Origin of the sequence: Pseudomonas fluorescens (genome assembly GCF_019212185.1) — a bacterium.
In the GTDB taxonomy this organism is placed as follows: Bacteria; Pseudomonadota; Gammaproteobacteria; order Pseudomonadales; family Pseudomonadaceae; genus Aquipseudomonas.
On sequence record NZ_CP078138.1, the window covers coordinates 4,555,785 to 4,570,180 of the forward strand.

Annotated in this window: 12 protein-coding genes; 9 read left to right on the forward strand and 3 right to left on the reverse strand. The window is 61.2% G+C overall.

What is annotated here, in order from left to right:
* Window positions 1-113: 113 nt before the first annotated feature.
* On the forward strand, window positions 114-1,508 hold the full coding sequence (locus KW062_RS20195) for an MATE family efflux transporter (RefSeq protein ID WP_027617988.1): 1,395 nt from the start codon (window positions 114-116) through the stop codon (window positions 1,506-1,508).
* Window positions 1,509-1,675: 167 nt separating this feature from the next.
* Here KW062_RS20195 and tusA read toward each other — a convergent pair whose 3' ends face one another.
* Together tusA and rlmM are read right to left on the reverse strand one after the other, a co-directional pair.
* Window positions 1,676-1,924 (reverse strand): sulfurtransferase TusA, encoded by a 249-nt coding sequence (gene tusA / locus KW062_RS20200; protein ID WP_027617989.1) that lies wholly within the window; start codon window positions 1,922-1,924, stop codon window positions 1,676-1,678.
* A 67-nt stretch (window positions 1,925-1,991) separates the two neighbouring features.
* Window positions 1,992-3,065, reverse strand: a complete 1,074-nt coding sequence (gene rlmM / locus KW062_RS20205; RefSeq protein ID WP_027617990.1) for a 23S rRNA (cytidine(2498)-2'-O)-methyltransferase RlmM — start codon at window positions 3,063-3,065, stop codon at window positions 1,992-1,994.
* A gap of 198 nt (window positions 3,066-3,263) precedes the next feature.
* Between rlmM and acnA the strand changes: the two genes are divergently transcribed.
* Both acnA and KW062_RS20215 read left to right on the forward strand, forming a co-directional pair.
* Window positions 3,264-6,005 carry an aconitate hydratase AcnA gene (gene acnA, locus KW062_RS20210; RefSeq protein ID WP_105754523.1) on the forward strand — a complete coding sequence of 914 codons (2,742 nt, stop codon included), beginning with the start codon at window positions 3,264-3,266 and terminating at the stop codon, window positions 6,003-6,005.
* 210 nt (window positions 6,006-6,215) lie between these two features.
* Complete coding sequence (locus KW062_RS20215) at window positions 6,216-7,781, forward strand: methyl-accepting chemotaxis protein (protein ID WP_105754522.1); 1,566 nt, start codon at window positions 6,216-6,218, stop codon at window positions 7,779-7,781.
* 102 nt (window positions 7,782-7,883) lie between these two features.
* Here KW062_RS20215 and KW062_RS20220 read toward each other — a convergent pair whose 3' ends face one another.
* Entirely contained in the window at window positions 7,884-8,570 is a 687-nt protein-coding gene (locus KW062_RS20220; RefSeq protein ID WP_027617993.1) for an alpha/beta family hydrolase, read from the reverse strand.
* A gap of 94 nt (window positions 8,571-8,664) precedes the next feature.
* Here KW062_RS20220 and ccoN (KW062_RS20225) point away from each other — a divergent pair, with 94 nt between their 5' ends.
* From ccoN (KW062_RS20225) to ccoO (KW062_RS20250), 6 genes are all read left to right on the forward strand, one after another.
* On the forward strand, window positions 8,665-10,089 hold the full coding sequence (gene ccoN / locus KW062_RS20225) for a cytochrome-c oxidase, cbb3-type subunit I (protein WP_027617994.1): 1,425 nt from the start codon (window positions 8,665-8,667) through the stop codon (window positions 10,087-10,089).
* Window positions 10,090-10,099: 10 nt separating this feature from the next.
* Window positions 10,100-10,708 (forward strand): cytochrome-c oxidase, cbb3-type subunit II, encoded by a 609-nt coding sequence (ccoO, locus tag KW062_RS20230; protein WP_027617995.1) that lies wholly within the window; start codon window positions 10,100-10,102, stop codon window positions 10,706-10,708.
* 3 nt (window positions 10,709-10,711) lie between these two features.
* Window positions 10,712-10,909 carry a cbb3-type cytochrome oxidase subunit 3 gene (locus tag KW062_RS20235; protein ID WP_027617996.1) on the forward strand — a complete coding sequence of 66 codons (198 nt, stop codon included), beginning with the start codon at window positions 10,712-10,714 and terminating at the stop codon, window positions 10,907-10,909.
* Window positions 10,906-11,859, forward strand: a complete 954-nt coding sequence (ccoP, locus tag KW062_RS20240; protein ID WP_105754521.1) for a cytochrome-c oxidase, cbb3-type subunit III — start codon at window positions 10,906-10,908, stop codon at window positions 11,857-11,859. Before KW062_RS20235 ends, ccoP begins: the two co-directional genes overlap by 4 nt.
* Before the next feature lie 481 nt (window positions 11,860-12,340).
* Window positions 12,341-13,783, forward strand: coding sequence for a cytochrome-c oxidase, cbb3-type subunit I (gene ccoN / locus KW062_RS20245; protein WP_027617998.1), 1,443 nt, complete (start codon window positions 12,341-12,343; stop codon window positions 13,781-13,783).
* Entirely contained in the window at window positions 13,783-14,391 is a 609-nt protein-coding gene (gene ccoO, locus KW062_RS20250; protein ID WP_007905434.1) for a cytochrome-c oxidase, cbb3-type subunit II, read from the forward strand. Before ccoN (KW062_RS20245) ends, ccoO (KW062_RS20250) begins: the two co-directional genes overlap by 1 nt.
* The last annotated feature ends 5 nt before the right edge of the window (window positions 14,392-14,396 follow it).

Genomic DNA, 14,396 nt, shown 5'->3' on the forward strand with positions numbered 1-14,396 from the left:
GCAGCGCCCTGGAGACGGCTTTACAAATCCCTAACAGAGGAGTTTTCCTGACTGCCGCGTCAAGGCGTAGAATGCGCCGCCTTGCGCATCAAAACCTTTTGGACGCTTCGCCTGTGAATTCCGTGACCAACACCCCCGACACCCTGCCCCGCACCACGCCGGTTCGCCTGGAACTCAAGGGCTTGCTCGCCCTGGCCGTGCCGATCATGATCGCGCAGCTCGCGACCACCGCGATGGGCTTCGTCGATGCGGTCATGGCCGGCCGGGTCAGCCCGCGGGACCTGGCAGCAGTGGCGCTGGGCAACTCGATTTGGATTCCGGTCTACCTGCTGATGACCGGCGTGCTGCTGGCCACTACTCCAAAGGTCGCCCAGCGTTTCGGCGCGCAACAGCATGACGAGATTGCCCCGCTGGTGCGCCAGGCGCTGTGGTTGGCGCTGTTTGTCGGCCTGCTCGGCAGCGCCCTGCTGCTCAGCGCCGAGCCGATCCTGCACTGGATGAAAGTCGATCCGCTGTTGATCGAACCGAGCATGGGCTACCTGCAGGGCATCGCCTTCGGCTTCCCCGGTATCGCCTTCTATTATGTGCTGCGCTGCTACAGCGACGGCATGGGCCGCACTCGCCCGAGCATGATCATTGGCGTCTGTGGCTTGCTGCTGAACATCCCGCTGAACTATGCGCTGATCTACGGTCACTTCGGCCTGCCGGCCCTGGGCGGCGTCGGCTGTGGCTGGGCCAGCGGAATTGTCATGTGGTTCATGGCCCTGAGCATGGCCGGCTGGACTCGCTGGGCGCCGTTCTATGCCCGCACGCGAATTCTGGTGCGCTTCGACCGTCCGCAATGGGCGCCCATCAAGCGTCTGGTCAGCATTGGCTTGCCGATCGGTATCGCGGTGTTCGCCGAGTCGAGCATCTTCGCGGTGATTGCGCTGCTGATCGGTAGCCTCGGTTCAACCGTAGTCGCCGGGCACCAGATTGCGCTGAACATCAGCTCGCTGCTGTTCATGATTCCGTATTCGCTGGGAATGGCAGTGACGGTGCGGGTCGGTCAGGCGCTGGGCGCCGGCAATCCTTATCAGGCACGCTTTGCGGCGAAGGTCGGACTGGGCGCGGCGCTGGTGTTTGCAGCCTTCTCGGCAACCTTGATCCTGGTACTGCGCGAACCCATTGCTTCGATTTACACCCCGGACCAGACGGTAATCCAGATTGCTTCGATGCTGATCGTATATGCCGCGCTGTACCAGTTCTCCGACGCGATCCAGGTAATCTGCGCCGGCGCCCTGCGCGGTTACCAGGACACCCGGGTGACGATGATCCTGACCCTGTTCGCCTACTGGGGCATCGGCTTGCCGGTGGGTTATGTGTTGGGACTGACCGACTGGTTCGGCCCGGCCAGCGGCCCGAGCGGGCTGTGGGAAGGCCTGATCGCCGGCCTCAGCTGCGCGGCGCTGATGCTGTCGATCAGGCTGGTGCGCAGTGCGCGCAAGCGGATTCGGTTGGTGCAGTAAGAGCCTTCCTACAGGTTTTGTCTCGATCACCCATGGTGTGAGCGCAAAACCCTGTAGAAGCCAGCCTGCTGGCGATAGCGATGTCTCAGCCAGCAACGATGTTGAATGTGCCGACCTCATCGCGAGCAGCGGAACGCCGCCCGGCTGCTCCTACAGGGGTTATGTTGTCAGGTCTTCTTGCGAATCCAGTACAGATAGGTACCCGCCTCTTCATGCTGGCCTACCAATTCATGGTCGAGGAACACGCAGAACTTGGGAATATCGCGGCGGGTCGAGGGGTCGGTGGCGATGACTTTGAGCAGGCCACCGGGGACCAGGTCGCGGATGTGCTGGTGCAGCATCATCACCGGCTCCGGGCAATTCAAGCCTGTGGCGTCAAGGGTGCCGTCGACCGGCGTGTTGATCATTTCACTCATGATGGACTCCTGAAACTGACCGGCATTGTCGCGCAATGCCGGGGATAACGTCATCTGGGGTGCCGGCTCAGCGTTTCTTGGGCTTGCTCACGTCGTGCCGACGAAGGTGGCAGGTCACTTCCTCACGGTCGTGGTACAGCTGTTTGCAGCCGATATCGACCTTGATCCCGCGGGCCTTGAAGCCTTCCTCGATACGTTCGAGCAAGCGCTTGACCTCGGCATACCGCTGCTTCATCGGCAACTTCAAGTTGACCACCGCCTCACGGCAATGCCCTTCGCCGATCCACTCTTCGAGCATCGCGGCGTTACGCGCCGGCTTCTCGACGATGTCGCAGACCATCCAGTCCACCGGCTGCTTGGGCTTGAAGGTAAAACCATCGGCCATGAGGTGCTGCACCAGACCGGTGTCCATCAGGCTTTCGGCCATCGGACCGTTGTCGATGGCGGTGACCAGCATGCCGCGATTGACCAGTTGCCAGGTCCAGCCGCCCGGCGCGGCGCCCAGGTCTACGCCCGTCATGTCGCTGTGCAGGCGCTCGTCCCATTGCTCACGGGGTATGAAGTGGTGCCAGGCCTCCTCCAGCTTGAGGGTCGAACGGCTCGGCGCCTCACGAGGAAATTTCAGGCGCGGAATGCCCATTGGCCACATCGCCGAGTTGTTGGCTTCAGCCAGGCCGAGGAACACTTCGCGACCGCTCTTGAAGGTCAGCAGCAGCCGCGGTTTGTGTGCGTCCTCCACCAACTTCCCAGCGGCCATCAGCGCCTTGCGCAGGTGCACTTCGAATTTTTTGCAGAAATTCGACAGCTCTTTGCCGTCATTGGTATCGACCATCTCCAGCCACAGACTGCCACACACCGGGAAGTCGGCCATGTGGGCGAGGATCACACTGATGCGGTCGGTTTCCGGCAAGTCGATGAAGGTGCCGCGCGCCCATTGCCGCGGGAAGATCAACTGCGAGAAGCGCTGGCCACGCATCAGGCGCTCGGCACCGTCGGCTTCAGTGCAGACAAATTCGGCACAGGCGGTGCTTGGCTTGGCCTTGGCGTAACCGGACACATTCAGGTGTGCAGCGAGATCGGCGATTTCCGAGCAGACTTCACCTTCGAAACCTGGACGGCAATGCATAAAGAGCGTGTTCATTAAATCTCCTGGGCAATTGTGCGCAAACTTGCCCTGTAGCAAAGCCTGTCACGAAAACCGGCGCATGATAGCTGACTTCGGAACCTTGGACTCGCCCATAGAGTCCAGTTATTAGCCAGCTACTTAAAACAGCGCTAGCTTTAGTGCTCTGCCCGTCCCGTCAGTCCGTAGCCGTGCGGACTCAAAGGAGTGAATTCAATGCCGTCCCTCGATAGCCTGAAAACCCTTAAGACCCTGCAAGTCGACGACCGGACCTACCATTACTTCAGCTTGCCGGAAGCCGCCAAATCCCTGGGCAACCTCGACTCGTTGCCAATGTCCCTGAAAGTCCTGCTGGAAAACCTGCTGCGCTGGGAGGACGGCAAGACCGTCACCGGCACCGACCTCAAGGCACTCGCCGCCTGGCTCAAGGAGCGACGCAGCGACCGGGAGATCCAGTATCGCCCCGCGCGCGTGCTGATGCAGGACTTTACCGGGGTACCGGCGGTGGTCGACCTGGCGGCCATGCGCGCCGCCATGGCCAAGGCCGGTGGCGACCCGCAGCGAATCAATCCGCTGTCGCCGGTGGACCTGGTGATCGACCACTCGGTGATGGTCGATGCCTTCGCCAGCAGCGGCGCGTTCGAGCATAACGTCGACATCGAAATGCAGCGTAACGGGGAGCGTTATGCGTTCCTGCGCTGGGGCCAAAGCGCGTTCGATAATTTCAGCGTGGTGCCGCCCGGCACCGGCATCTGTCACCAGGTCAACCTTGAGTACCTCGGCCGCACGGTCTGGACCAAGGAAGAAGACGGTCGCACCTACGCCTTTCCCGACACCCTGGTAGGCACCGATTCGCACACCACCATGATCAATGGCCTCGGTGTGCTTGGCTGGGGCGTCGGCGGAATCGAGGCGGAAGCGGCGATGCTCGGGCAACCGGTGTCGATGCTGATTCCGGAAGTGATCGGCTTCAAGCTCAGCGGCAAGCTCAAGGAGGGCATCACCGCCACCGACCTGGTGCTGACGGTCACCCAAATGCTGCGCAAGAAAGGCGTGGTGGGAAAATTCGTCGAGTTCTATGGTGACGGCCTTGGCGAACTGCCATTGGCCGACCGCGCGACCCTCGCCAATATGGCGCCGGAGTACGGCGCCACCTGCGGTTTCTTCCCGGTGGATGAAGTCACTCTGGACTACCTGCGCCTGTCCGGGCGGCCCGACGCCTTGGTCAAGCTGGTCGAGGCCTACAGCAAGGCCCAGGGCCTGTGGCGCCTGCCCGGCCAGGAGCCGCAGTTCAGCGACAGCCTGGCGCTGGACATGGGCAGTGTAGAAGCCAGCCTTGCCGGCCCGAAGCGCCCGCAGGACCGGGTATCGCTACCCAACGTCGCCCAGGCCTTCAGCGACTTCCTCGGTCTGGCGGTCAAACCCACCAGCAAGGAAGAGGGTCGCCTTGAAAGTGAGGGCGGTGGCGGTGTCGCGGTGGGCAACGCCGATCTGGTCGGCGAGGCGGACTATCAACATGAAGGCCACACCTACCGCCTGAAAAACGGCGCGGTGGTGATTGCCGCGATCACTTCCTGCACCAACACCTCCAACCCGAGCGTGATGATGGCCGCCGGGTTGCTGGCGAAGAAGGCCGTGGAAAAGGGCCTGACCCGCAAACCCTGGGTCAAGAGTTCCCTGGCCCCCGGTTCCAAGGTGGTCACCGACTATTACAAGGCCGCCGGCCTGACGCCTTACCTCGATCAGCTCGGCTTTGCCTTGGTGGGTTATGGCTGCACCACGTGCATCGGCAACTCCGGGCCGTTGCCGGAACCGATTGAGAAAGCCATCCAGGGCTCCGACCTCACCGTCGCCTCGGTGCTGTCGGGCAATCGAAACTTCGAAGGCCGGGTCCACCCGCTGGTGAAAACCAACTGGCTGGCCTCGCCACCGTTGGTAGTGGCCTATGCCCTGGCCGGCACTGTACGGATCGATATCGCCAGCGAACCATTGGGCGACGATAGGGACGGCAATCCGGTGTACCTGCGGGATATCTGGCCGACCAGCCAGGAGATCGCGGCGGCGGTCAGCCAGGTCTCCACCGCCATGTTTCACAAGGAGTATGCCGAGGTGTTTGCCGGCGATGCGCAATGGCAAGCGATTGAAGTGCCACAAGCGGCGACCTACGTCTGGCAGGATTCTTCCACCTACATCCAGCACCCACCGTTTTTCGACGGTATTGGTGGCCCTCCGCCGGTGATCGAGGACGTCAACGGCACGCGCATCCTGGCCCTGCTCGGCGACTCGGTGACCACCGACCACATCTCCCCTGCCGGCAACATCAAGGCCGACAGCCCGGCCGGGCGCTACCTGCGTGAGCAAGGCGTGGAACCACGGGATTTCAACTCCTACGGCTCACGGCGCGGCAACCATGAAGTGATGATGCGCGGCACCTTTGCCAACATCCGGATCCGCAATGAAATGCTTGGCGGCGAGGAAGGGGGCAACACCCTGTACATCCCCAGCGGCGAAAAACTGGCGATCTACGACGCGGCCATGCGCTATCAGGCCAGCGGCACGCCACTGGTGGTCATTGCCGGCCAGGAATACGGCACCGGCTCAAGCCGTGACTGGGCGGCCAAGGGTACCAACCTGCTGGGAATCAAGGCGGTGATCGCCGAGAGCTTCGAGCGGATACACCGCTCCAATCTGGTGGGCATGGGCGTCTTGCCGCTGCAGTTCAAGCTTGATCAGAACCGCAAGAGCCTGAAGCTCACCGGCAAGGAAACCTTGAGCATTCAAGGGCTGAGCGGGGTCGAATTGGCGCCGCGGATGAATTTGCCGCTGATCATTACCCGGGAGGACGGCAGCAGCGAGCGGATTGAGGTGTTGTGCCGCATCGATACCCTGAATGAGGTGGAGTACTTCAAGGCAGGGGGGATTTTGCATTATGTATTGCGGCAGTTGATTGCGGGATGACAGCCATTGTGAGACTGCAATGCTGTTCAAATGGTTAACCCGGTCCATTGTGGGAGCGAGCAGGCTCGCTCCCACAGGGGCAGATCATTCGGCTTCAAAGAACATGACGCACCAGTCATTTTGCGACGCATCACCCATTGTTGAAAAATAATTTCAATATTTCGCCAGGCTGGCCGACACCCTGTCAAAGCCTTGCGGATTGAAACAGCCATGCGTAATAACCAGCCCATCACACAGCGCGAACGGACCTTCCCGGCTCAGCAACGGTTGATCTCCACCACCGATGCCAAGGGTGTGATCAACTACTGCAACGATGCATTCGTCGAGATCAGTGGTTTTTCCCGTGAAGAACTGATCCGTGCGCCGCACAACCTGGTTCGTCACCCTGACGTGCCATCGGCGGTGTTCGCGCACATGTGGGGCACATTGAAACAAGGCCTGCCATGGATGGGCATTGTCAAGAATCGCTGCAAGAACGGTGACCACTATTGGGTCAACGCCTACGTGACGCCGGTGTTCGACGACAACCAGGTCGTCGGCTATGAGTCGGTGCGGGTCAAGCCGACCGCGGAACAGATCCGGCGCGCCGAAACCCTGTACCAGCGCCTCAACCAGGGGAAGTCCGCTGTTCCCCAGCGCGACAAGTGGTTGCCGGTGCTGCAGGATTGGCTGCCGTTCATTCTGGTCAGCCAGTTGAGTTTTATGATCGGCGCCACCCTCAACTCGCAATGGGGCTTTGCCTTGGCCGCCGGCCTCTCCGTGCCGCTGGGCCTGCTCGGCTTGAGTTGGCAGCAGCGTGGCCTCAAGCGATTGCTGCGCCTGGCCGAGCAAACCACCTCTGACCCACTGATCGCGCAGATGTACACCGACAGCCGCGGCGCGCAGGCGCGTCTGGAGATGTCGATCCTCAGTCAGGAAGCACGCCTGAAAACCTGCCTGACCCGCCTGCAGGACACCGCCGAGCACTTGACCGGACAGGCGCGTCAGTCCGATCAACTGGCCCACGACAGCTCCATTGGCCTTGAGCGTCAGCGCCTCGAGACCGAGCAAGTGGCGACAGCAGTCAACCAGATGGCCGCTACCACCCAGGAAGTCGCCAGCCATGTGCAGCGCACCGCCGACGCTACGCAGGAAGCCAATCGCCTGACCGGACGTGGCCGTGACATCGCCGGGGAAACCCGCGAAGCGATCCAGCGCCTGTCGGTAGTGGTCGGCGAAACCGGCCTGACCGTCACCCAACTGGCCAAGGACAGCGACGAGATCGGCGGTGTTGTCGATGTGATCAAGGGCATTGCCGACCAGACCAACCTGCTGGCCCTCAACGCCGCCATCGAAGCCGCCCGCGCCGGCGAAATGGGCCGGGGCTTTGCCGTAGTCGCCGACGAAGTACGGCAACTGGCGCAACGCACCAGCGAATCCACCGGGCAGATCCACAGCCTGATCGCCAAGCTCCAGCAAACCGCCAGCACCGCCGTACAAACCATGGAAGCCGGGCATCGCCAGGCGGAAGAAGGGGTGGCCCGGGTACTGGAAGCCGATCAGGCGCTGGTGGGGATCAGCGAGGCGGTGGCCAACATCACCGACATGACCACCCAGATCGCCGCCGCCACCGAAGAGCAAAGCGCGGTGGCCGAGGAAATCAGTCGCAACATCAGCAACATTTCCGAGCTGGCCGACCAGACCTCGGAACAGGCGCAGAACTCGGCGCTGTTGAGTGAAGAGCTGACCAAGACCGCGAATACCCAGTATTCGTTGGTGGAGCGGTTTAACCGCTGATCGCCCTGGCAACCCCAAAAAAACCGGATGGCGAGAGCTTCCGGTTTTTTTATTGTCGGGCTGAAAGGTGTGCTCTCGCAGGCCTTATCGCGGGCAAAGGTCTCACTGAAGAAACGCCGCCACCCGCCCCGCCGCCGTCGCCAGATGCTGCTCATGGGTAAAGCCTGAAGCTTTCAACGGCTTCAGGTCATGGTCGCCGGACACCAGCCACAACACCTCAATACTCGGTGACAAGGTATAGCCCGCCACCGCCGCACGATCCCCCAGCGCATCGCGCTCGCCTTGCACGATTAGAGTCGGTGCCTTCAATCCGGGCAAATGCTCGACGCGAGGCTTCTCCGGTTTCCCCACTGCATAAAACGGATAACCCAGACACACCAGCGCATCCGCCCCCAACTCATCCGCTACCATACTGGCCATACGCCCGCCCATTGACTTGCCGCCGATGGCCAGCGGCCCAGCGACATGGCGTCGCACCACCCCATAGACTTCCCGCCAGTGCTCGAGCAACTTTGGTGTGGTGTTCGGCGGACGCTTGCCGCCGTCCAGACGTCGCTGCGCCATGTAAGGAAACTCGAAGCGCAGCACGTTGATCCCAAGCGCAGCGAGGCGTGCAGCGAAATTCGTCATGAATCCGCTGTCCATCGGTGCGCCGGAACCGTGGGCCAAAATCAGGGTTGGCGTTTGCTTCGAAACCTTGCCAGCCGCCGCATCCCACAGCCAGCCATTGTCCCGCACACACTGCGCCCATTGATCCCCGTCAATACTGGCGTTGTGCTCATTGTCCATGCTTGCCTCGCTTTTAATCTGCCTATAACTCCAGGCGAAGGGAGAGTCGCTGCCTTGCAGTCGCTCGCTTCGGCTGAACCGTGGATGGGGAACCATGAACACTTCTACAAGTACCGCCTATAACTACAAGGTGGTCCGCCAATTCGCCATTATGACGGTGGTCTGGGGCATCGTCGGCATGGGCCTCGGGGTTTTTCTCGCGGCGCAATTGGTCTGGCCCGAACTGAACTTCAACTTGCCGTGGACCAGCTTCGGTCGCCTACGCCCGCTGCACACCAACGCGGTGATCTTCGCCTTTGGTGGCTGCGCGCTGTTCGCCGCCTCGTTCTACTCGGTACAACGGACCTGCCAAACCCAACTGTTTGCGCCGAAAATCGCCGCGTTCACGTTCTGGGGCTGGCAACTGGTGATTCTGCTGGCAGCCATCACCCTGCCACTGGGCTACACCAGTTCCAAGGAGTACGCCGAACTGGAGTGGCCGATCGATATCCTGATCACCATCGTCTGGGTCGCCTACGCCATCGTATTCTTCGGCACGCTGATGAAGCGCAAGACCAAGCACATCTACGTCGGCAACTGGTTCTTCGGCGCCTTCATCATCACCGTCGCCATCCTGCACATCGTCAACAACATGGAACTGCCGGTCAGCCTGACCAAGTCCTACTCGGTGTATGCCGGTGCGACCGATGCCATGGTGCAGTGGTGGTACGGACATAACGCGGTAGGCTTTTTCCTAACTGCTGGCTTCCTCGGGATGATGTACTACTTCGTGCCGAAACAGGCCGAACGTCCGGTGTACTCGTATCGCCTGTCGATCGTGCACTTCTGGGCGCTGATCACCCTGTACATCTGGGCCGGCCCGCACCACCTGCACTACACCGCGCTGCCAGACTGGGCGCAGTCGCTGGGCATGGTGATGTCGCTGATCCTCCTGGCTCCGAGCTGGGGCGGCATGATCAACGGTATGATGACCCTCTCGGGTGCCTGGCATAAGCTGCGCAGCGACCCGATCCTGCGTTTCCTCGTGGTATCCCTGGCGTTCTACGGCATGTCGACCTTCGAAGGTCCGATGATGGCGATCAAGACCGTCAACGCCCTCTCCCACTACACCGACTGGACCATCGGCCACGTTCACGCCGGCGCGCTCGGCTGGGTGGCAATGATCTCGATTGGTGCGCTGTACCACATGATCCCGAAAATCTTCGGGCGTGCGCAGATGCACAGCATCGGCCTGATCAATGCGCACTTCTGGCTGGCCACTATCGGCACCGTGCTCTACATCGCCTCGATGTGGGTCAACGGCATCGCCCAGGGCCTGATGTGGCGTGCAGTCAACGAAGACGGGACCCTGACCTACTCCTTCGTCGAAACCCTGGTGGCCAGCCACCCAGGCTTCGTCGTGCGTCTGGTCGGCGGCGCGATCTTCTTCAGCGGCATGTTGCTGATGGCCTACAACACCTGGCGCACCGTGCGTGAAGCCCAACCTGCCGAAGTCGCCGCCGCGGCGCAGATGGCCTGAGGAGTCCGCCATGAAACACGAAACGATTGAGAAAAACGTCGGCCTGCTCCTGCTGCTGATGGTGTTTGCGGTGAGCATCGGCGGTCTGACCCAGATCGTCCCGCTGTTCTTCCAGGACGTCACCAACAAGCCGGTCGAAGGCATGAAGCCTTACACCGCGCTGCAACTCGAAGGCCGCGACATTTACATCCGCGAAGGCTGCGTTGGCTGTCACTCGCAGATGATCCGGCCGTTCCGCGCCGAGACCGAGCGTTATGGCCACTACTCGGTGGCCGGTGAAAGCGTCTGGGACCACCCGTTCCTCTGGGGCTCCAAGCGTACCGGTCCGGACCTGGCCCGCGTCGGCGCCCGCTACTCCGATGACTGGCACCGCGCGCACCTGTACAACCCGCGCAACGTGGTGCCCGAGTCGAAGATGCCCGCCTACCCGTGGCTGGTGGCCAATCAGCTCGACAGCAGTCACACCGAGACCAAGATCAAGGCCATGCGCACCCTCGGCGTGCCGTACACCGACGAAGACATCGCCGGCGCCACCGAGTCGCTCAAGGGCAAGTCGGAGATGGACGCGCTGGTCGCCTACCTGCAAGTGCTCGGCACTGCGATCAAGAGCAAGAGGTGAGCCATGGTGATTGATTTGAGCACTGGAATGATCCGCGGCCTGGGTACGCTCGTGGTGTTCGTGGCCTTTATCGGCCTGACACTGTGGGTGTTTAACAGCAAGCGCACCCCGGAATTTGCCGAAGCGCGCCTGTTGCCGTTTGCCGATGAGCCGCAACCCGACAGCACCCAAGAAACTGGCACAAGGAGCACCCGGCCATGACCACCTTCTGGAGTACGTGGATCTGCGTACTGACCATTGGCAGCCTGATCGGCCTGACCTGGCTGCTGGTCGGCACCCGCAAGGGCGAGACCAAGGGCAGTGTCGACCAGACCATGGGCCATGCCTTCGATGGCATCGAGGAATACGACAACCCACTGCCGCAATGGTGGTTCCTGCTGTTCGCCGGCACCCTGGTGTTCGCCGTCGGCTACCTCATCCTCTACCCGGGCCTGGGTAACTGGAAAGGCATCCTGCCGGGTTATCAGGACGGCTGGACCCAGACCAAGGAATGGGACAAGGAAATGGCCAAGGCTGACGCAAAGTTCGGGCCGATCTTCGCCAAATTTGCAGCGATGCCGGTGGAAGAAGTGGCCAAGGACCCGCAAGCGTTGAAAATGGGTGGACGCCTGTTCGCCTCCAACTGCTCGGTGTGCCACGGCTCGGACGCCAAGGGCGCCTTCGGCTTCCCCAACCTGGCCGACAGCACCTGGCGCTGGGGCGGCAGCGCCGAGGCGATCAAGACCACGATCATGGGTGGACGCATCGCGGCGATGCCGGCCTGGGGCGACATGCTCGGCGAAGCCGGCGTGAAGAACGTCGCAGCCTATGTGCGCCACGAACTGGCGGGCCTGCCGCTGCCTCAGGACAGCGGTGCCGACCTGCAAGCCGGACAGCAGGCGTTCAGCACCACCTGCGTAGCGTGCCATGGCGCCAACGGTCAGGGCATGGAAGCGATGGGCGCTCCGAACCTGACCCAACCGGCCGCTTTCATCTACGGCACCAGCTTGGCGCAACTGCAGCAGACCATTCGCCATGGTCGCCAGGGCCATATGCCGGCGCAGCACGAACTGCTCGGTAATGACAAAGTGCAGTTGCTGGCGGCCTACGTCTACAGCCTCTCCCATGGCACCGGCGGACAACCCCTGCAAGCAGAAGCCAAAGGCGAATAAATCCCATCCGCATCACTGCCGCATCTTCCGATGCGGCAGTTCCCGCCTCCTTTGCGACCCATTGTCGCACCCCCAAAAAGCGCTGCCTTTCGGTTCCGCAGATTCGCGTCTAAGCTTGCTGCGAAGCGGACTGGCAACGGCCGGTCGCAGGTCAACCGTACAGGATGGTTTCGACGAATCTGTTCGATGACAGGCCGCAAACGCCGGTAGATACCGGCTGTCGACCAAGTTGCCGTCTGTCACCTGAACGCCTCGTTTAAACACACCCCGTTACAACTGACTCGACCCCCTCGCCTTTTTCGTCCGCCGGGACATTTTGCCCCTGGGTAAATTTGACCCTACGCGGCGCATGGAAAGGCCGCAGAATCAGCTTTTGAAAGCATTGACCCAGGTCATGGCGCGTTGCAATGACCCCCCGCTTTCTCCATACTTGCGGCCGATTTTTATCCCTAATAAAACACCCAAACCGTGGAACCTTAGAATGAGCACAGCAATCAGTCCGACTGCTTATAACTATAAGGTAGTCCGCCAGTTCGCCATCATGACGGTGGTCTGGGGGATCCTTGGCATGGGGCTCGGTGTATTCATCGCCTCGCAACTGGTCTGGCCGGAGTTGAACTTCGGTCTGCCATGGACGAGCTTTGGACGCCTGCGCCCACTGCACACCAACCTGGTGATTTTCGCCTTCGGTGGTTGTGCGTTGTTTGCCACTTCCTATTATGTCGTGCAGCGAACCTGCCAAACGCGACTGATTTCCGACAGCCTCGCCGCCTTCACCTTCTGGGGATGGCAAGCGGTGATCGTCGGCGCGATCATTACCTTGCCGCTGGGTTACACCACCACCAAGGAATACGCGGAACTGGAATGGCCCCTGGCTATTCTGCTGGCCATCGTCTGGGTAACCTACGGTCTGGTGTTCTTCGGCACCATCACCAAGCGCAAGACCAAGCACATCTATGTGGGCAACTGGTTCTACGGTGCGTTCATCGTCGTGACGGCGATGCTGCACATCGTCAACCACGCCTCGCTGCCGGTCAGTTTCTTCAAGTCCTACTCGGCCTATTCCGGTGCGACTGACGCGATGATCCAATGGTGGTACGGCCACAACGCCGTAGGTTTCTTCCTGACCACCGGCTTCCTGGGGATGATGTACTACTTCGTGCCGAAACAGGCCGAACGTCCGATCTACTCCTATCGCCTCTCCATCGTGCACTTCTGGGCACTGATCACCCTGTACATCTGGGCCGGTCCGCACCACCTGCACTACACCGCACTGCCGGACTGGGCTCAATCCCTGGGCATGGCAATGTCGATCATCCTGCTGGCACCAAGCTGGGGCGGCATGATCAACGGCATGATGACCCTGTCGGGCGCCTGGCATAAGCTGCGTACCGACCCGATTCTGCGCTTCCTGGTCGTCTCGCTGGCGTTCTACGGCATGTCGACCTTCGAAGGCCCGATGATGGCCATCAAGACCGTCAACTCGCTGTCTCACTACACCGACTGGACCATCGGCCACGTACACGCCGGTGCCTTGGGCTGGGTAGCGATGATCTCGATCGGTGCCATCTACCACATGATCCCGAAACTGTTCGGTCGTGCGCAGATGCACAGCACCGCACTGATCAACACCCACTTCTGGCTCGCGACCATCGGTACCGTGCTCTACATCGCTTCGATGTGGGTCAACGGCATCACCCAGGGCCTGATGTGGCGTGCAATCAACGACGACGGCACCCTGACCTACTCGTTTGTTGAAGCGCTGCAAGCCAGCCACCCGGGCTTTATCGTTCGCGCCCTGGGCGGTGCATTCTTCGCTAGCGGCATGCTGTTCATGGCCTACAACGTATTCCGTACCGTACGTGCCTCGGACCCAGCCGAAGCTGAAGCCGCTACCAAGATCGCTGTAGTTGGAGCTCACTGATGAAGCATGAAGCAGTCGAGAAGAATATTGGCCTGCTGGCCTTCTTCATGGTCATCGCCGTCAGCGTTGGCGGCCTGACCCAAATCGTTCCGCTGTTTTTCCAGGACGTCACCAACAAGCCGGTCGAAGGCATGAAGCCGCGCACCGCCCTTGAACTGGAAGGCCGCGACGTTTATATCGCCAACGGCTGTGTCGGCTGCCACTCGCAGATGATCCGTCCGTTCCGTGCTGAAACCGAACGTTACGGCCACTACTCGGTTGCCGGTGAAAGCGTCTGGGACCACCCGTTCCTGTGGGGCTCCAAGCGTACCGGTCCGGACCTGGCCCGTGTCGGCGGTCGTTACTCCGATGACTGGCAGCGTGCGCACTTGTACAACCCGCGCAACGTAGTGCCCGAGTCGAAAATGCCGGCCTACCCGTTCCTCGTGGAAAACAAGCTCGACGGCAAGGACACCGCCAAGAAAATGGAAGTCCTGCGCACGCTCGGCGTCCCTTACACCGACGAAGACATCGCCGGTGCCAAGGATGCCGTGAAGGGCAAGACCGAAATGGACGCGCTGGTGGCCTATCTGCAAGGCCTGGGCACCATCATCAAAAGCAAACGGTGATCTAA